Here is a 19,951-nt window from a genome sequence, read left to right as displayed (position 1 = left end):
GTGCTTTATTTTGAAACTTCTTTTGCAAGGACAAAGTTTCCAAGAGTTGCAGAACCATTTCCTGCAACTGCTGGCGTTACAATGTAATCACGTACATCTGGTACTGGTAGATAACCATTGAGAAGAGATGTGAATTTCTCACGCACACGATCCAGCATGTGTTGTTGAGCCATAACCCCACCACCAAAGACAATCACGTCTGGACGGAAAGTAACAGTCGCATTGACCGCAGCTTGAGCGATGTAGTATGCTTGCACATCCCAAACAGGGTTGTTGAGTTCAATATTTTCTCCACGAACACCTGTACGAGCTTCCAAACTTGGACCAGCTGCATAACCTTCCAAACAGCCCTTGTGGAAAGGACAAACACCGTTGAATTCTTTTTCAATATCCATTGGGTGTCTAGCAACATAGTAGTGACCCATTTCAGGGTGACCCACACCGCCGATAAACTCACCACGTTGGATAACACCTGCACCGATACCTGTACCGATTGTGTAGTAAACCAAGTTTTCGATACGACCACCAGCATTATTACGGGCAACCACTTCACCATAAGCAGAGCTGTTTACGTCTGTTGTGAAGTACATTGGCACGTTTAGAGCGCGACGAAGGGCACCAAGCAAGTCCACATTTGCCCAGTTTGGTTTTGGAGTCGTTGTGATAAAGCCATAAGTTTTTGAGTTTTTATCAATATCAATGGGACCAAATGAACCAACTGCAAGACCAGCAAGGTTGTCGAATTTCGAGAAGAACTCTATGGTTTTATCGATTGTTTCGATTGGAGTTGTTGTTGGAAATTGTGTTTTTTCTACAACATTAAAGTTTTCATCACCGACAGCACAGACAAACTTTGTACCGCCCGCTTCCAAGCTTCCATATAATTTTGTCATGATAAACCTCTTGTTTTTATTTTCTTTATTATAGCATATTTTGAAAATCTAAATTTCTCTATTTTTTAGATTTTCCTCTGTAAATCTTACCATTCAAGCAAAAACGAACAAACATGTCATTTGTTCGTTTTCATTTTGAGAGGGAATATTGTACTCAATGAAAATCAAAGAGCAAACTAGGAAGCTAGCCGAGGGTTGCTCAAAGCAATGCTTTGAGGTTGTAGATAAGACTGACGAAGTCAGTTACATATATCTACGGCAAGGCGAAGCTGACGTGGTTTGAATTTGATTTTCGAAGAGTATTAAGCTTTCACTTCGATCACAGCATCACCCTTCGCAACTGAACCTGCTGCGACTGGAGCTACTGAAGCGTAGTCAGCTGTATTAGTAACGATAACCATTGTTGTATCATCAAGTCCAGCTGCAGCGATTTTGTTTGAGTCAAATGTTCCAAGAACATCGCCCGCTTTCACCTTGTCACCTTGAGCAACTTTTGCTTCAAAACCTTCACCATCCATAGATACAGTGTCAATACCAACGTGGATCAAAACTTCAGCACCATTAGCTGTTTTCAAACCAAAAGCGTGTCCTGTTGGAAAGGCAATTGAAACTTCCGCATCAGCTGGTGCGTAGACCACACCTTGACTTGGTTTCACAGCGATACCTTGTCCCATAGCTCCACTCGAGAAGACTGGGTCATTGACATCAGCAAGAGCAACAACATCACCGACGATAGGAGTTACAAGTGTTTCATTTTGAAGAGTATCAGTCTCTTCCACTACTGGTGCTTCTACTGTAGGTTCTGTAACTGTTTCTGCGGTTGCTGTAGCAGCTTCATCAGCAAAGACACTGGCTGCTTTTGTTTTCCCGTAGAAATAAGTGAAAGCAAAAGCGGCAACAAAGGATACGATTTCCGCAATTATATACATAGGGATTGAACCAGCCTTAATAGAAAGGAATCCAATAAATCCAGCCGCTCCCAATGAAACCGCAATAACGTGACTTAAACCTGCTACGAAGGCACCAATTGCTGAACCAGCAAGGGCGCAGAAGAATGGGAATTTGTATTTCAAGTTTACCCCAAAGAGAGCAGGTTCTGTAATACCAAGGAAGGCAGAGACAGCAGCCGAACTTGACAATCCTTTTGTTTTAGCATTTTTTGTCAAGAAGTAGATTGCGAGAGTAGCAGCACCTTGTGCTACGTTTGCCATTGAAGCAACAACAAAGATGTAGTCTCCAAATCCAGTACCGTTATTATTGTAAGCAGACAACAATTGTGTTTCGATTGCTGGGAATGATTGGTGAAGACCTGTCATAACGATTAATGAGTAAGTTCCACCAAATAGACCCATACCAAAGGCACCTGTTGTGTTGTACAACCATACAATCGCATTTGTAATCGCATCAGACACAACCAACATAACAGGACCAATAACTGTAAAGGTAAGGAATCCTGTAATCATCACTGATAAAAGCGGTGTGAAAGTGAAGTCAACTGCAGATGGCAATTTCTTGTGGAAGAATTTTTCCAAATTAGCTAACAACCAGACTGCAACAAGGACTGGAATAACTTGATAAGCATAGTTAGTTTGTGTAACATGGAAACCTAAGATGTCCCAGAAGGCTTCTTTCCCACCCAAATCTGGAGTGGTCATGATCATACCAATTGCCGCACCAAGGAATTGGTTTGCTCCAAAGCGTTTGGCTGCTGAAATACCAACCAAAACAGGGAGGAACATAAATGGAGCAGCAGACATCAATTGAATCATAGCTGAGAAGCCTTTGATTGCAGGATACATATCTTCAATTGATTGAGGTCCAAACAAGTCTGGTGATGTCAAGAAGTTACGTAAAGCCATCAAGAGACCACCTGCAACTAAGGCAGGGATAATAGGAACAAAGATGTCTGACAAAAGTTTAATCAAGTCCATCAATGGATTGAACTTTTTGTCTTTATTAGCAATCTCTTTCAAATCATCTGTCGAAACTTCTTTCAAACCAGTTTTCTTAATAATTTCCGCATATACGAAGTTAACATCACCAGGACCAATGATAATTTGATATTGTCCGTTAGTACTAAAAGTTCCCTTCACATCCGCATTATTATCTAGAGCTGCTTGATTCACTTTTGATTCGTCTTTTAATACCAAACGAAGACGAGTTGCACAGTGGGCTGCAGCTACAAGATTATCCTTACCGACAGCCTCAATGACCTCGGCAGCAACTTTACTATAATCCATAGCAAAAATCTCCTTATATAAAATTTTGTTCTTGTTTGAAAGCGATTTTATCCGCCCTACGACTATTATTTTATCATGTTTTAAAAATATGTCAAGCGTTTTGCAGAAAAAATATTTGTTTCTACTTAGTATCCTTAGCTTTGTTTGATTGGTTTTGACTGTTTTAACAGATATTCCTTAAAAAGGTAAGTTTAACATCTTTTTTATCAGGAATTCATTTCATTATCTTTCATATTTTTGTGAAAATTTGATTGATTTCCTACATTTATTTTATAACAATCGTTTGACAGTTTTTTCTCTTTTTTAACATAAAAGACTTGCTTTTTTAACCGAAAACGGTTACTATTAAAAGTGATAAGATTTTTGGAGGAATAAAATAAATGGAATGGACAACTGAGCGTCGTTACAGACTTTATCAAGATTGGACGCAAGAAGAAATTCAACATATAAAAGAAAATATGGCACAATCTCCATGGCATACTCATTACCATGTTGAGCCAAAAACAGGACTTCTCAATGACCCAAATGGTTTTTCTTACTTTGATGGTAAGTGGATTGTTTTTTATCAGAACTTTCCTTTTGGTGCAGCACACGGTTTGAAATCTTGGGTTCAATTGGAAAGCGAGGACTTGGTTCACTTCACAGAAACTGGAGTCAAAGTTTTGCCTGATACTCCATTAGATAGCCACGGTGCCTACTCTGGTTCTGCCATGCAGTTTGGCGAAAACTTGTTCCTATTTTATACAGGAAATGTTCGCGATGAAAATTGGACCCGTCACCCATACCAGATTGGAGCTTTGATGGATAAGGATGGCAAGATTACAAAGATTGACAAGATCTTGATTGACCAGCCAGCTGACTCTACTGATCACTTCCGTGATCCGCAAATTTTTAACTTCAAGGGGCAATATTATGCCATCGTGGGGGGGCAAGACTTGGAGAAAAAAGGCTTCGTCCGTCTCTACAAGGCTGTTGACAACGACTATACAAACTGGCAAGCAGTTGGCGACCTCGACTTTGCTAACGACCGTACTGCCTACATGATGGAATGCCCAAATCTGGTCTTTGTAGGGGAGCAACCTGTCCTCCTCTATTGTCCACAAGGATTGGATAAGAAAGTTCTAGACTACGATAATATCTTTCCAAATATGTATAAGATTGGGGCTTCTTTTGACCCTGAAAATGCCAAAATGGTAGATGTGTCTCAACTTCAAAACATGGATTATGGTTTCGAAGCTTATGCAACTCAAGCCTTCAACGCTCCTGATGGGCGTGCTCTGGCTATCAGCTGGCTTGGTTTGCCTGATGTTTCATATCCATCTGATCGTTTTGACCACCAAGGAACCTTCTCTTTGGTCAAGGAGCTCACTATCAAAGACGACAAACTCTATCAATACCCAGTCGCAGCTATCAAGGACCTTCGTGCTACTGAAGAAGCCTTCTCAAACCGTGCTCAAACCAAGAACACTTACGAACTCGAACTCAACTTGGAAGCTAATAGTCAGATCGAGATTGTCTTACTTGCTGATAAAGAAGGCAAGGGACTTTCCATCAACTTTGACCTTGTAAATGGTCAAGTGACAGTAGATCGTGGCCAGGCTGGTGAGCAGTATGCCCAAGAATTTGGAACTACTCGTTCTTGCCCTATCGACAATCAAACTACTACTGCTACAATCTTCATCGATAACTCTGTCTTTGAAATTTTCATCAATAAAGGAGAAAAAGTATTTTCTGGTCGTGTCTTCCCACATGCGGACCAAAATGGCATCCTAATCAAATCTGGAAACCCAACCGGAACTTACTATGAATTAGATTATGGTCGCAAAACTAACTGATGTCGCCAAAATTGCAGGCGTCAGCCCTACTACTGTTTCTCGAGTTATCAATAAAAAAGGGTATCTCTCTGAGAAAACCATTCAAAAAGTCAATGAAGCCATGCGAGAATTGGGCTATAAACCCAACAACCTAGCTCGCAGTCTACAAGGAAAATCAGCTAAGTTAATCGGCCTGATTTTCCCAAATATTTCTAACGTTTTCTACGCAGAATTGATTGATAAACTGGAACACCAACTTTTTAAGAATGGTTACAAGACCATCATCTGCAATAGCGAGCATGACTCTGAGAAGGAACGCGAATACATCGAAATGTTGGAAGCCAATCAGGTGGACGGCATCATTTCGGGTAGTCACAACTTGGGAATCGAAGACTATAATCGCGTGACAGCACCGATTATTTCCTTTGACCGAAACCTGTCTCCAGACATCCCTGTCGTTTCCTCTGACAACTATGCTGGTGGGGTTCTTGCGGCCCAGACCTTGGTTAAGACAGGTTCCCAGTCTATCATTATGATTACCGGGAACGACAATTCTAACTCGCCAACTGGACTGCGTCATGCTGGTTTTGCATCCGTACTCCCAAAAGCTCCTATTATTAATATTTCCAGTGACTTTTCGCCTGTCAGAAAAGAAATGGAAATCAAGAATATCTTGACCCGACAAAAACCAGATGCTATCTTTGCTTCAGATGACTTAACAGCTATTCTGGTCATTAAAATCGCTCAAGAACTGGGCATTTCTGTCCCGGAAGAGCTCAAGGTCATCGGCTATGATGGAACTTACTTTATCGAGAATTACTATCCTCATTTGACGACTGTGAAGCAACCTATGGAAGAGATTGCCAGCCTCACTGTTGACCTCCTCTTGCAGAAAATCGAAGGCAAGGCAGTCGCGACAACAGGCTACTTCTTACCAGTTACCTTATTACCAGGAAAAAGTATTTAAGCATAAAAAAACTCAGACTGTCCTCGTCTGAGTTTTTTTATGATCTTAAGTTTTCTAGATAACGCTGAGCTGTCTCTAAGTTAAAGGTTTTATCTGCGATGAGGCGCTCAACTAGGGGAGCTACCTCGGATTCACTAGCACCTGCGAGAAGTGCCAAGGATTTGGCCTGCAATTTCATGTGGCCTTGCTGGATTCCTGTACTGACCAAGGCTTTGAGCGCTGCAAAGTTTTGGGCAAGTCCGATAGACACGATAAGCTGGGCCAATTCTTTAGCAGAAGGATTTCTCAGTAGTTCATGACTAAGGGCTACACGAGGGTTGAGGCCGATAGAACCACCCTTGGTCGCTACAGGCATGGGTAAGGTCATCTCACCGACCAATTCTTCTCTTTCAACATCCAGTGTCCAGCGACTAAGACCTTGATAGCGCCCGTCTCGACTAGCAAAGGCATGGGCCCCCGCCTCAATGGCACGCCAGTCATTACCTGTGGCGATTAAAATAGCATCAATACCGTTAAAAATTCCTTTGTTATGGGTAGCAGCTCGGTAAGGATCAGCTTGCGCAAACTGGCTGGCCAAGACCAATTTTTCTGCCAGTTCACGCGCCTCATCTTTTTGGCGACTCAAGTAGCGAAAAGCGATGCGACAGTTTACAGTCACCAGAGAATCGGTCGCGTAATTAGATAGGATTCCCATGAGACTTTGTCCCTGACTGAGTTCTTCTAAGACTGATTTTAAAGCCTCCAGCATAGTGTTGAGCATATTGGCTCCCATGGCTTCCTGGGTATCGACATGAAGATAAACGACGAGAAAGTCTGTTTCGCCTTTTATCTGCTCGACATGCAGATCGCGCGCCCCGCCCCCGCGTTTAACAATGGAAGGGTAGGCTTGATTGGCAAGTTCCAAGAGCTCAGCCTTTTTCTTTACAATCTTCTCTTGCGCTTGTTCAGGATCAGTAACTTGATAAAGGGCTACCTGCCCAATCATCTGGCGCTTATGCACTTGTGCAGTAAAACCGCCTGCACGCTTGATGATTTTACTGGCATAGCTGGCTGCAGCAACAACAGACGGTTCTTCTGTCACATAGGGAACTGTATATTCCTGACCATTGACAAGAACCTCTGGAACCAGCGAATAAGGCAGAGAAAAAGTTCCCACTACATTCTCACTCAGCTGGTCTGCAACAGCCACACTCATCTGTTCATCCTGATCCAAGCTAATTTGCTTTTCAGGACTAAGGAGCGCCTGAGCTTTTAACAACTCAAGGCGCTCTTGGTATGATTTTTTAGAAAATCCATTCCAACTTATCTTCATTCTTTTTCAACCTTGCTATAACGGCGTTGGTGGTCGAGAATTTCAACCAAGGCAAAATCTTGATTTTCATAGCTAGCAAACTGGACAGAGTTGGTTTCATCCAAGTCTACTTCTTCAAAGAAGACCTTTTCGTATTCTGCGACGGATAAGGCAGTACGTTGGTTGAGCTTGTTCAAGCGTTCTTTATCCAGATAAGCTTCATAACCTTCAACCAATTCCCCACTGAAAAACTCAGCTACAGCACCACTTCCATAACTATAAAGGGCAATTTTATCCCCAGCCTTTAGGCTATCTGCATTTTCTAAGAGGGACAAAAGTCCAAGGAAAAGTGAACCTGTATAGATATTCCCTACCTTTTGACTGTAGAGAATAGACTGGTCAAAATGTTTTTGCAAGAGGTCTTTTTTCTCTTGAGGCAGGCTCTTATCCATAATTTTTTTCAAGCCTTTTAGCGCTAATTTAGGGTAAGGCAAGTGGAAGCAAATAGCCGCAAAATCATCCAAAGTAAGCTGGTAGCGTTTTTGGTATTCAAGCCAAGTCGTTTTCAAGCTATCCAAGTATTGCTGAGTAGAATAAACACCATTTACATAAGGAGTTGTCGAGTAATTTGGACGCCAGAAATCCATGATATCACGGGTTTGAGCAACGTTATCATTATTAAAGGCCATAATACGTGGATTTTGTGTAATCAACATTGCTACACTTCCAGCACCCTGAGTTGGTTCTCCCGGTGTTTCAATTCCATATTTGGCAATATCACTAGCGATGACCAAGACCTTGGACTCTGGAGAATTTTCCACATGCAATTTAGCATAATGAAGGGCAGCTGTCGCTCCATAGCAGGCTTCTTTAATCTCAAAACTACGAGCAAAGGGCTGGATGCCAAGCAAGCCATGCACAAAGACGGCCGCAGCCTTACTCTGGTCAATTCCTGACTCGGTAGCCACGATGACCATATCAATTTCTGCTCTTTCTTGCTCAGTTAAAATAGAGTCACTTGCACTAGCCGCCAAGGTCACGATGTCCTCAGTTAGGGGCGCAATACTCAATTCTTTGAGCAAGAGTCCTTTACTTAATTTTTCAGGGTCAATTCCCCTCGCTTCTGCTAAGTCTTGTAATTTCAAGACATATTGACTGGTCGCAAAACCAATCTTATCAATACCGATTGTCATATTTACCTCTGTTTTATCATTCATTGTAAAAAATCGTTCTATACTATTTTATCACAAATGGCAGTAAAAGAGAGAAAAAAGACTTGATTCACCAAATCAAGTCTTTTATTATTCTAACTTTTATGCTGGTTTCTTAAGTAGGTATAAAGTCTGAGAATTACTGTTCCACTAGCCATTCCAATAGAGATTACCAAAGCCAACATGACAACCAAGGCAGCACTGGCAATGGCATGGCTATAATCCCCTGTCACAAAAAAGGCAGTTGTTCGATAGGAGAGATATCCTGGAACCAGTGGTGCCAAGATGGCCAAGATAAAGACCACAGCAGGTGTCTTGTAAAGAATACTTAAAATCTGACTGATACAAGAACCAATAACGGCCGCAATGAAGGTTGCTACGATGACATTGGTTGGTTCCTTGAGCAAGAGATAAATCAGCCAGACAAACATGCCTAAAATCCCACTAGGTAAGAGCATGGACCGTTGAACATTGAGTACAATTAAAAAAGTGATAATGGCAAGAAGACTTGCTATGGCTTGTAATAAAAAGGTTGTTAGTGTCATATTAGTTCATTAATATCAAGGCGACAGAAGTTCCCGCCCCTAAAGCTAGGGTAATGAGCAAGGATTCAAATATCTTGCTCATACCAGAGTTTATATGGTTAGTCATAATATCACGAACCGCATTCGTCAAGGCAATCCCTGGTACAAACGGCATGACCGCACCAGCTATAATCAAATCTGCCGTTGAAGGAAAGCCTGTGTAGCGAACCCAAAACTGAGCAATTATCCCAAAGACAAAAGCTCCAGCAAAGACCGTCACAAAAGGAATTCGGATAAACTTCTCTACATAAAGAGAAAAGGTAAAACCAAATAAGGTAGCCACTCCTGCCCCAAGTGCATCGTAGATATTCCCACTAAACATAATCGAAAAGAAAGGAGCACTAAAGGTCGCAGCCAGAGTTACCTGCAACTTGGTATAGGGAAGGGGTTGAGCTTGTAAGTCCGTCAATTGCTTGAAGGCTGTCTCTAAATCAATCTGCCCCCCAACCAGTTGACGAGAAATCTGATTCACATCGCAGACTTTTTCAATATTATAAGACGAGGAAGTCACGCGCTTCATACGCGAAATATTTGTCTTTTCAATGGAGAAAAAGATAGCGGCTGGCATGGCAAGAACATTGCAATCCACAATCCCCTGTGAATGCGCAATACGAATCATGGTATCTTCTACACGATGAATCTCTGAACCACTTTTGAGGAGAATCGTTCCTGCTAGCATAATCACATCGATAACGGTATTTAGTTCTCTTAATTCTTCCATGCTTTCCTCCTTTTATCAACTCCCTCTATTTTATCACAAATCTGGAGTCAAAAAAAATCTTTGCCATGAAATCATGACAAAGATTCTAGTATCACTATTGATTTTCTCGGGAAGTATCTCCTCGTTGTGAATTGCCTTGTGAATTTCCCTGTGTTGGAGTGGATTCTGCATCCCCTTGTTCGTTAGGTTTCCGAGAAGAACTTGAGGACGAAGATGATGAGGATGAGGATGAAGAAGTTGAAGAAGAATGAGTTTGTTTCGCTTTATAAATAGAAATTTTAACACGAGTAGTGCTCAAATCTACCTTTTCACCTGCTTTTGGACTTTGCTCTACAACAGTCTCATCAGCTGTTCCATCTGGAGCTGTAGTCACTTCTATAACTTCAATATTCGCCTTTTTAACTTCGTATATCTGAGTAAGATTATTGACTGTAAATTCTCGGCTAGAACCAATATAACTTGGCATTGAAATAGAATTTCCTTTTTTAGCAACAGTCAGAACTATTTGAGTTGCCTTGCTAAGATCGTAGGTTGTCCCTTCCGGTAAACTTTGTTTCATGATTGTACCGGCTTCGATTTCATTGGATTTTTCTTCTTCAATCTTAATCAAATTTTCTGGAACCTTCTTGCCTTTCAATTCTGCCACTACATCACTGGATTTTCTTCCAAGATAATTTCCAAGTTGGAAAGATTGCGGACCAGAAGACACAATCAAATTAATTTTTGTTCCTTCTTTGCGTGTCGTACCTGCGTCAGGATCGGTACGAATAACCCGACCTTCTTCAACCTTATCACTGGCCTCTGATTTTTCTTCACCAACCTCAAAATTGGCTTTTTTAAGAGCTTCTTTGGCCTCTGCAACCGTCTGACCTGCCACCTTTGGAATGGCAATGGTAGCGGGCGTTCTATATAAAATCCATACCAAAGATGCCACAATCAACAAGAAGGTCGCAAATAGAATTGGATAACGTGCTTTCATGCGACGCCGCTTGACTGGTTTTGCACTAGTTACCGGTTTTTCTGTCTGAGGAGGCTGAGGTTGAGGCCTGTCCTCTTTTACCGGGGTTTTAGGAATAGAAGTCAAGGTACTTTGTGGAACTTTTGGAAGAGTCTTAGTGTCTGCCTTAGTCGTTTCGTCAAAGACTAGCTTTGGTTCATTACGACGATTATAAGACAAACAACTAGACAAATCCACATACATTTCCGCGACTGATTTGTAGCGGTCTGTCAATTTCTTGGCAGTTGCCTTGATAACAACATTTTCTAAAGCCTGAGGCACAGATGGATTTTCAGCAATAACCGATGGCAATGGCTTCTGAAAATGTTGGAGGGCGATGGTCACCGCACTATCCCCATCGTAAGGAATATGACCTGTCAGCATCTCATAGAAAATAATCCCCATGGCATAGATATCACTCTGTACAGTCGCTTTAGAACCACGAGCCTGCTCTGGTGACAAATAATGAACTGAACCTAGCATTGAGTTAGTCTGAGTCAGACTCGTCTCTGCAAAGGCTACTGCGATCCCAAAGTCTGTGACCTTGGCCGTCCCATCTGATGTCAAGAGAATATTTTGAGGTTTCAAATCCCTGTGAACAATCCCTCGAGTATGAGCTAAGCGCATAGCTAAGAGGATTTGTCCCATGATTCGAACCGCTTCTTCATTTGATAGAGGATGATGTTCCTTGATATAGCGTTTGAGGTCTAATCCAGCAACATATTCCATTGCAAGATACTGTTGTCCCTCTTCTTCACCGATATCTGTAATCCGAACGATATGAGGATGATCCAGATCTGCCATAGCTCTTGCTTCACGCTGAAAACGCGCCACTGCAATAGGATCTGTCTGGTAGTTGGTCCGCAGAACCTTGACTGCCACTTCTTCACCGTCTAAAATCAAATCCTTGGCTAAATAGACATCTGCCATGCCTCCTCGACCAATTTGTTTGATAATCCGATACCGCCCGGCAAAAATTTTGCCGATTTGGATCATTCTATTGCCTCCTCATTAACAGCAATAAGGGCAACTGTGATATTGTCCAAACCACCCGCATTGTTGGCAAAACGAATCAAGGTTGCTGCCTTATCTGCCAAAGAAATATCGCTGGTTACAATATCATAGATTTCACTTCCTGAAATCATATTTGTCAAGCCATCACTATTAAGTAGGAGATAGTCTCCCGGCTCAAGGGTAATGATCCCAAAATCAGGTTGAATTTCATCTTTTTGACCGATAGATTGAGTAATAATATTTTTCTGTGGGTGGCTGGCTGCTTCTTCCGGCGTCAATTGACCCGCCTTGAGCAATTCATTGACCAAAGAATGGTCGCTCGTTAACTGGTGATATTCTTCTCCACGAATCAAACTGATACGAGAATCTCCAATGTGAGCATAAATAGCCTGATTATCAATAATGGCTACAGCCTCAAGGGTTGTCCCCATTCCTTTATAGACTTCAGCCTGCCCAAGTTGGTGAATCTTTTGATTTTCAATCTCAAGGTTGTTAGCAAACCATTCACGCACTTCATTAACTGTATCAATTTGAGTATCTACCCAAGCTACACCAAGATCTGTTACCGCCATCTCACTAGCGATATTCCCCGCACGATGACCTCCCATACCATCAGCTAGAATAATCATGGTACGCCCAACTCTATTGACATAGTGGTTGACATAGTCTTGGTTATTTGTTCGTTTCTGACCAACATCTGTTAATAATGAAATTTCCATGTGTTAGTTCCTTCCTAATCCGATATCTTGCGAAATTGACTGATGAAGAATCCATCACTTCCATACAATTCAGGTGTAATGAGGATACAGCCGTCTTTCATGATATCCTTACATTCATGTTCTAGTTTTACCTGCTCGAACTCAGGATGACTTTCTAAAAACGCCTCAACGACTTGAAAATTCTCCTCTGAGACAATAGTACAGGTACTATACGTTATTATACCACCTTTGCGTAGTGTTTGACAAACACTACCTAATATTTCTAGCTGAATTTCCTGTAAGGACGCGAAATCTACCGTTTCTTTATTGTATTTGATATCTGGTTTGCGGCGCAAAAGACCGATTCCTGAACAGGGAGCATCCACCAAAATCTTATCAAATGAATTCTGACCAAAAAACTCATGCACCTTTCTGGCATCCAATTTTTTCGTTTGAACCCGATCTGCAACTCCTAGACGTTGAGCGTTTTCTTGGATTAAGTCCAATTTGTGGTCGTACAAGTCCAGCGCAGTAACCTGGCCTGTCGTCAGATAAGATGCCATATGGGCGGTCTTTCCGCCAGGAGCTGCACAGGCATCAAGCACTCGTTCATCACCTTGCAAATCAAGCATCGGAGCAACCAGCTGGCTGGACTCGTCTTGGATGGTAATGGATCCATCCGCAAACAAATCATGGCTAGCAAAATGTCCCTGTTCCTTAACCAGTCCAGCAGGAGATAAATGAGAATCACTTGCACCAAGCAGATCTTTGATTTCCGCTTTTCGGCTCAAATCTCTTACACGAATACTGGCCTTGTTGCGCAACAAAAGACTTTCAAAAATTGCTTGTGCTCGCTCTTCCCCGTACTCTTCCTTGAGCTTAGAAACCAACCAAACTGGCAAAGAGTAGGCAATGGAATCACGCTTATTTTTACGTTTGATACTGGCAATATCTGGCAAGCCCTCACGCAAGATACGACGAAGGACTGCATTGACCAGTTTTTCGCTACCTTTTTTACGAAGTTTAGCTAGTTCCACCGCTTCATTGACCACTGCATGATCTGGAATCTTATCCAGATAGCACAGTTGGTAGACACTCATAAGAAGAAGGACATAAAGCCAACTGTCTAACTGGTCTCTATCCTCAATAAAGTGAGACAGGTACCATTCTAAAGTTAGTTTACGGGCTACGGTTCCGTAAACAAGCTCTGTCACCAAGCCCTTATCTGCCGCTGACAGTTGACTTTCCTTAAGATGTTTATTTAAGGCGATATTGGAGTAGGCTTGATTGATAAAGACATCCTCTAGCACCTTTAAGGCTAAACTTCTAGCCGTTTCTACTTTAGTCACCAAATCGTTCTCCTACTGCCAAAGTTCGTCCCACACCGTTGAGGAAGGAAGTAATGTCCATCTTAGGTTTTCCTGCTGGTTGAACCTGTTTGAGAGACAGGGCTCCTTCTTCTGTTGCGACAATCAATTCCTTCTTACCAATGGAAAGAATCTCACCTGGAGTTCCATGGCCTTCTACAGGGAGTGCTTCATAAATCTTAAAGCGGTCACCCTTAAGGAAAGTATGAGCAACAGGCCAGGGATTCATTCCACGGATTTGGTTAAAGAGTTGATGATTGCTCTTGTTCCAGTCCAACTTTTCTTCTTCAGGTTTGATATTAGGAGAAAATGTAACCTGGCTTGGATCTTGCGGCTCTGGCTGAATCTCACCAGCAATGTATGCAGGCAAAGTGTCCAAAAGCAAATCACGACCGACAATGGCCAATTTTTCAAACAAAGTTCCAACATTGTCCTCATCAGTAATAGGAATACTGCGACGAGAAATCATGTCTCCTGCGTCCATCTCCTTAACCATCTCCATAATGGTTACTCCTGCCTCCTCATCACCCTGAATCAAGGCATAATGGATAGGAGCACCACCACGGTGTTTAGGAAGGAGGGAAGCATGAACATTGACTGCAAAATCCATGCTATCAAGGAGTTTACTTGGGAGGAATTGTCCAAAAGCTGCTGTTACAATCCCATCAGCTCCCAAATTCATGATGGCTTCCATTTCTGGGCTACCCGATAATTTTTCAGGTTGGTAGATAGGTAGGCCTGCCTCTTTGGCTGCTTGTTTCACTGGAGTTTCTTGGATGATTTTTTTACGTCCAACCGCACGATCTGGCTGAGTTACAACTGCAACAATCTCGTAGCGGTCATCTGTCAAAAGTCCCTTTAAAACAGTCGCTGAAAATTCAGGCGTTCCCATAAATATTAGTTTTGTCATATCTGCTCCTTCTTATAAAAATTGTTGCGGTTCGTGGTCAATACTGAGACGAAGTTCGCTATTTTCTCGTTCTTGTGACAAGGCCAAGACCTGGTTGAGGGTCGGACCTAGCTCATCTTCTAAACGGTATTTAATTAAAATCTGATAATGATAGAGGTTATGAGTGCGGGCGATAGGCTTAGGGGTCGGACCTAGTATTTTACTAGTCTCTGATAATCCTGACCGCAAAATGTTCATGACTTCATAGGCACGTTTGACCACCTTTTCTTCTTTCTTATGAGAAAGAGTAATGCCAATCGTGAAATAGTAAGGTGGATAGCCAAGTTGTCGTCTGATACCCATTTCATAGGCATAGAAACCTTCGTAATCCTGATCCTTGGCAAATCGAATAGCATAGTGCTGCGGATTGTAAGACTGGATCAAGACCTGACCAGCTTTTTCAGCCCGGCCTGCACGGCCCGCAACCTGAGTCAAAAGCTGAAAGGTCCTTTCAGAAGAACGGAAATCAGGCAGATTCAAAGCTGTATCCGCATTTAGAACTCCGACTAAAGTTACATTTGGAAAATCCAAGCCCTTGGCAATCATCTGGGTTCCCAGAAGAATATCCGCTTCACCCTTGCCAAACTGCTCAAGAAGTGCTTGGTGACTACCTTTCTTACGAGTCGTATCCACATCCATCCGTAAAATCCGGGCCTGAGGAAAGAGTTCACTTAGCTCATCGTAGGCTTTCTGTGTCCCCGTCCCATAGTAACGAATACTGCGGCTCTTACAGTTAGGACAGACCTGAGGAATTTCCTTAGAAAAGCCACAGTAATGGCAGTTCATGGTCTTGGTATCCATGTGCAAGGTCAAGGATATGTCACAGTTGGGACAAGTATCCACTGTCCCACACTCCCGACACATAACAAAGCTAGAATAACCACGGCGATTGAGCATGAGAACGACCTGCTCTTTTTTAGTCAGACGGTCCTGAATAGCTTCTAGCAAAGGAGGTGTAAAGTTTGACGTCTCATTTTGTCCAATATAGTCCCGAAAGTCAATTACTTGAACCTCAGGGATCCTAGCCAAAGGATTGGCCCGTTGGGTTAGACGTAAGTGTTGATAAACACCCTTACCAGCACGCGCACGACTTTCTAGACTCGGAGTTGCTGAACCAAGTACCAGAGCTGCTTGATTATACTGGGCTCGTAAAATAGCTACCTCTCTGGCATGGTAACGGGGATTGCTGTCCTGCTTATAAGTCGCTTCATGCTCTTCATCGATAATGATAACACCCAGATTTTTCAGCGGGGCAAAGATAGCTGATCTAGCACCAACAACAACTTGGGCATCCCCACGCTCTACCTTGCGCCATTCATCATACTTTTCACCATTAGACAAGCCTGAGTGGAGGATGGCCACTTTCTCACCAAAACGAGCAATAAAGCGCTCGGTCATTTGAGGTGTCAGAGAAATCTCAGGCACTAGAACAATCGCTGTTTTTCCCATATCCAAGGCACCTTGTATAATCTGCAAGTAAACCTCAGTTTTCCCACTTCCAGTGATTCCTTGAAGCAGGAAGGGAGGCTGATGACTGCCAATCGCACTAACAACCGCATCTCGCGCCTGTCTTTGTTCTGGATTCAATTCCAGAGACTGACTTGCCTCAATGCCTTCAAAATAAGCAGCCGAGCGTTGAACTTCCTTTTGGACTATGGTAACAGCACCTTGTTCTACAAAGAAATTGACTTGTTCCCGTGAGTAATTTTCTAATAAGGCTGACAAAGGAGTACTTTCAGGATGAGTTAATAAATAATCTCGCAATTCCAATTTCTTCTTGGCACGATTTGAAATTTCTAACTTTTCTAATTTGTCAAGATAAATTTCAACCCAGGACTGAGTCTTGACCTTCTTTTGATCGACTGCCTGATATTCCAGACCAAGCAAGCCTTTTCTAGTCAAACGCATCATTTCAGCTTGCTTCGCGATGTCTAGTGAAGAAAAGGCAAGCGAATCTTCTGAACCAAACAAGCGCTCTCGATCTTCCCGACTCAGACCTGCCAGAGGATAGAGGATCTTGTCATAGCTAGAGTTAAGAAATCCCGGTAACATAGCCTTGAGGATGGAGATCTTATAGGAGAAGACGGATTTACGTAACTCCTCAGCCAGCCAGAGTTGTTCTTGCGTGAGAACAGGTGAAAAATCCAGCACCTCCGCAATATTTTTTAAATCTTGCTCCATCTCTTCTTCATCCGATTGGAACTCCAAACCAAGAACAATCCCTTGAATCAGGCGATTTCCTTTACCAAAAGGTACATGGACCCGCATCCCAACCTCTAGCATTCCCAGAAATTCCTCCGGAATCCTATAAGTATAAGGCTGGTCCGTCTGCATCAAAGGTACATCTACGATAATGTTAGCTACGGCCATCTTCTCACCTCCTCCTTGTCCGTACGTTTTTGCAATAGAAAAAATAAGATTGAGTCCCCCCAACCTTAAATTTTTTCACCATCTTCTTTTTCTTTAGCGATTTGCTCTTTGATTTTCTTTTCTTCTTCTTCTTTGCGGCGTTTTTCTTCTTCGATACGGCGACGCACCGCTTCACGTTTTCCTTCTGGATCTGGGTGAATTGTAACGTTTCCTGCTTCGATTTCTTCTAAAGCGCAAAGAGTTGACTTTTCAGATTTGAAACCTTGAGTTGCTGGCGCACCTGCTGTCAATTCGTGGGCACGTTTTGCTTCCAAAATTACGAGTGAATATTTTGATGGAACCTTGTCGAGCAAGGTATCAATAGAGGGTTTTGACATCATTTGCTTGTTCCTATTTTCTAAATTTTATCGGGTAGTTGGAGATTTTGGTAACATCTCCTGATAGTGACCAATGACACGATCCACACGGAAGTGTTCTGCTTCGATAACACGTTTAACACGCTCAGCAGCTAGGGGCACCTGATCGTTGACAATCGCATAATCATACTCACGCATGAGGGCAATTTCTTCCTTGGCTTTTTCGATTCGTTGGGCAATCACTTCTGCACTGTCTGTTCCACGTCCTACCAAACGATCTTGCAATTCATCCAAATCTGGTGGTGTCAGGAAAATAAAGACAGCATCTGGAACCTTTTTCTTGACCTGAAGAGCACCCTGAACTTCAATTTCAAGGAAAACATCGATTCCCTTGTCCAAGGTTTCATTGACATAGGTCAGAGGAGTTCCATAGTAGTTGCCGACATATTCTGCGTATTCCAACATCTGTCCTTGACGAATCAACTCTTCAAACTCTTCGCGAGTCCGAAAGAAATAGTCAACACTATCCACTTCTCCAGGACGTTGTGCGCGTGTCGTCATCGATACAGAGTATTGAAATTGGTTTTCAGAACTCTCAAAAATCTCTCTTCTAACCGTTCCTTTTCCAACCCCTGAGGGACCAGAAAAAACGATTAGTAAGCCTCGGTCTGCCATTGTGTCTCCTTTAGTTAGTCTGTGAAATAACATTTCTCTAGAATAATGGCAAAAGCCAGATTATCCTTAACAGTCTTTCTATCTAGTGTAACAAAAAAGCAGTAATTTTTCAACTGCTCTTTCTTATTTATTTAGCATAATCTACTGCACGAAGCTCGCTAATCACCGTTACCTTGATATTTCCTGGGTAATCGAGATTGTTTTCAATTTTTTCACGAACTTTGTGAGCCAAGATTGTGACTTTGTCGTCCTTGATTTTTCCTGGATTGACCATGATACGGATTTCACGTCCTGCTTGAAGGGCAAAGCTATTTTGTACTCCTTCAAAGCCGTTAGCAATTTCTTCCAAATCATGAAGACGCTTGATGTAGTTTTCAAGAGACTCACTACGAGCACCTGGACGGGCTGCGCTCAAGGCATCTGCCGCAGCTACGATTACTGCAATGACACTTTCAGCTTCAACATCACCGTGGTGGCTAGCAATCGTATTGACCACAACTGGGTGTTCCTTGTACTTACGTGCCAATTCCATACCGATTTCAACGTGGCTACCTTCAACCTCGCGGTCAATGGCTTTCCCAATATCGTGAAGGAAACCAGCACGACGGGCAAGAGCCGCATTTTCACCAAGTTCGCTCGCCATGATACCAGCCAACTTAGCAACCTCAATCGAATGACGCAAGACATTTTGTCCATAAGAAGTACGGAATTGCAAACGTCCCATAATCTTCATCAAGTCTGGATGAAGGTTTGGCGCACCAATCTCATAGGCTGCCGCCTCACCGTATTCACGAATCTTATTGTCAATCTCTTGACGGTTTTTCTCAACCAACTCTTCGATACGAGCTGGGTGGATACGGCCATCCTTGAGCAACATTTCCATAGTCATACGGGCAATCTCACGACGGATCGGATCAAAACCTGACAAGGTCACCACTTCTGGTGTATCGTCGATAATCACATCGACCCCTGTCAAACTTTCAAAGGTACGAATGTTACGACCTTCACGACCAATAATGCGCCCCTTCATAGTATCGTCTGACAGATGAACTGTTGAGTTTGTTGACTCCGCTACATATTCACCAGCGATACGTTGCATAGCTTGAACCAGGATATCCTTGGCCATTTTGTCAGAACGTTCCTTGACCTCTTGCTCAGCTTCGCGAATACGGCTAGCAATCTCCTTGGTCAAGTTTTCCTCTGTCTGAGCCAAGATAATATCTCGTGCTTCTGCCTGAGACAGGGCACCAATACGCTCTAACTCTGCTTCTTTTTGTCTTTCGACTTCCTCTAATTGCTCTTCACGCGCATCAAGGTTTTTCGCTCTATCAGAAATACTTTGTTCTTTTTGTTCAAGTGTTTGTTCTTTACTCGTCAAATTGTCGTCCTTACGGTCGAGGCTAGTAGCTCTCTCTGTCAAACGACTTTCGATTTGTTTGAGTTCTTGACGTTCTGATTTGAATTCAGCGTCCACTTCTTCACGGTATTTTCTGGCTTCTTCTTTGGCCTCCAATAGTGCTTCTTTTTTAAGAGACTTGCTTTCACGTTTAGCTTCATTAACAAGTAAATCCGCTTCACGCTCAGCTTGTCCTCGTAAATTAGTTGCTTCTTGTTCAGCATTTAAAAGCATCAACTCTGCAGCTTCCTGAGATGATTTCATCTTAGCTGAGATGCTGACATATCCAATGACTAAACCAATGATGACGGCAAAAACAGCAATCGCAATCGACATGATTTCCATGTTTTTACCTCATTTTATTGTTATTCCGAATGACATACATTCTTTAACATTCTACCATAAAAA

The 19,951-nt window shown here is 42.5% G+C and carries 16 protein-coding genes; 2 read left to right on the top strand and 14 right to left on the bottom strand.

Going from position 1 to position 19,951, the window contains the following annotated elements; all coding sequences use genetic code 11:
* Positions 1-5: 5 nt before the first annotated feature.
* Together scrK and D2908_RS09050 are read right to left on the bottom strand one after the other, a co-directional pair.
* Positions 6-893 carry a fructokinase ScrK gene (gene scrK, locus D2908_RS09060; RefSeq protein WP_000164316.1) on the bottom strand — a complete coding sequence of 296 codons (888 nt, stop codon included), beginning with the start codon at positions 891-893 and terminating at the stop codon, positions 6-8.
* A 302-nt stretch (positions 894-1,195) separates the two neighbouring features.
* Positions 1,196-3,133 carry a sucrose-specific PTS transporter subunit IIBC gene (locus tag D2908_RS09050; protein ID WP_117306543.1) on the bottom strand — a complete coding sequence of 646 codons (1,938 nt, stop codon included), beginning with the start codon at positions 3,131-3,133 and terminating at the stop codon, positions 1,196-1,198.
* Between the two features lie 380 nt (positions 3,134-3,513).
* Here D2908_RS09050 and D2908_RS09040 point away from each other — a divergent pair, with 380 nt between their 5' ends.
* On the top strand, positions 3,514-4,968 hold the full coding sequence (locus D2908_RS09040; protein WP_117306539.1) for a glycoside hydrolase family 32 protein: 1,455 nt from the start codon (positions 3,514-3,516) through the stop codon (positions 4,966-4,968).
* Positions 4,949-5,914 (top strand): LacI family DNA-binding transcriptional regulator, encoded by a 966-nt coding sequence (locus D2908_RS09035; protein WP_117306537.1) that lies wholly within the window; start codon positions 4,949-4,951, stop codon positions 5,912-5,914. Before D2908_RS09040 ends, D2908_RS09035 begins: the two co-directional genes overlap by 20 nt.
* Before the next feature lie 37 nt (positions 5,915-5,951).
* On the opposite strand, the gene D2908_RS09030 is transcribed toward D2908_RS09035, so the two are convergent.
* The 12 genes from D2908_RS09030 to D2908_RS08975 form a co-directional block, all read right to left on the bottom strand.
* Positions 5,952-7,226 (bottom strand): hydroxymethylglutaryl-CoA reductase, degradative, encoded by a 1,275-nt coding sequence (locus D2908_RS09030; RefSeq protein WP_117306535.1) that lies wholly within the window; start codon positions 7,224-7,226, stop codon positions 5,952-5,954.
* The gene (locus D2908_RS09025; RefSeq protein WP_165847494.1) at positions 7,223-8,398 is read right to left on the bottom strand and encodes a hydroxymethylglutaryl-CoA synthase; all 1,176 of its coding nucleotides are present in this window, start codon (positions 8,396-8,398) and stop codon (positions 7,223-7,225) included. Before D2908_RS09025 ends, D2908_RS09030 begins: the two co-directional genes overlap by 4 nt.
* Positions 8,399-8,511: 113 nt before the next feature.
* Entirely contained in the window at positions 8,512-8,961 is a 450-nt protein-coding gene (locus D2908_RS09020) for a threonine/serine exporter family protein (RefSeq protein ID WP_117306531.1), read from the bottom strand.
* A gap of 1 nt (position 8,962) precedes the next feature.
* Positions 8,963-9,721, bottom strand: coding sequence for a threonine/serine exporter family protein (locus D2908_RS09015; protein ID WP_117306529.1), 759 nt, complete (start codon positions 9,719-9,721; stop codon positions 8,963-8,965).
* Between the two features lie 94 nt (positions 9,722-9,815).
* Positions 9,816-11,714 (bottom strand): Stk1 family PASTA domain-containing Ser/Thr kinase, encoded by a 1,899-nt coding sequence (gene pknB / locus D2908_RS09010; protein ID WP_117306527.1) that lies wholly within the window; start codon positions 11,712-11,714, stop codon positions 9,816-9,818.
* Entirely contained in the window at positions 11,711-12,451 is a 741-nt protein-coding gene (locus D2908_RS09005) for a Stp1/IreP family PP2C-type Ser/Thr phosphatase (RefSeq protein WP_117306525.1), read from the bottom strand. The genes pknB and D2908_RS09005 overlap by 4 nt, the downstream gene beginning before the upstream one ends.
* A gap of 14 nt (positions 12,452-12,465) precedes the next feature.
* Positions 12,466-13,779, bottom strand: coding sequence for a 16S rRNA (cytosine(967)-C(5))-methyltransferase RsmB (rsmB, locus tag D2908_RS09000; RefSeq protein ID WP_165847491.1), 1,314 nt, complete (start codon positions 13,777-13,779; stop codon positions 12,466-12,468).
* Positions 13,772-14,707, bottom strand: coding sequence for a methionyl-tRNA formyltransferase (gene fmt / locus D2908_RS08995; protein WP_117306521.1), 936 nt, complete (start codon positions 14,705-14,707; stop codon positions 13,772-13,774). Before fmt ends, rsmB begins: the two co-directional genes overlap by 8 nt.
* Positions 14,708-14,719: 12 nt before the next feature.
* Positions 14,720-17,116 (bottom strand): primosomal protein N', encoded by a 2,397-nt coding sequence (locus tag D2908_RS08990; RefSeq protein WP_117306519.1) that lies wholly within the window; start codon positions 17,114-17,116, stop codon positions 14,720-14,722.
* Between the two features lie 65 nt (positions 17,117-17,181).
* On the bottom strand, positions 17,182-17,496 hold the full coding sequence (gene rpoZ / locus D2908_RS08985; protein WP_117306517.1) for a DNA-directed RNA polymerase subunit omega: 315 nt from the start codon (positions 17,494-17,496) through the stop codon (positions 17,182-17,184).
* 24 nt (positions 17,497-17,520) lie between these two features.
* The gene (gene gmk / locus D2908_RS08980; protein WP_117306515.1) at positions 17,521-18,147 is read right to left on the bottom strand and encodes a guanylate kinase; all 627 of its coding nucleotides are present in this window, start codon (positions 18,145-18,147) and stop codon (positions 17,521-17,523) included.
* A 127-nt stretch (positions 18,148-18,274) separates the two neighbouring features.
* Positions 18,275-19,888: a ribonuclease Y gene (locus tag D2908_RS08975; RefSeq protein ID WP_117306513.1), complete on the bottom strand. Its 1,614-nt coding sequence runs from the start codon at positions 19,886-19,888 to the stop codon at positions 18,275-18,277.
* Positions 19,889-19,951: the final 63 nt, after the last annotated feature.

Origin of the sequence: Streptococcus sp. LQJ-218 (assembly GCF_003428885.1) — a bacterium.
GTDB lineage: Bacteria > Bacillota > Bacilli > Lactobacillales > Streptococcaceae > Streptococcus.
Note: the sequence above shows the minus strand (reverse complement) of the source record. Positions and strands in the feature narration are given on the sequence as shown.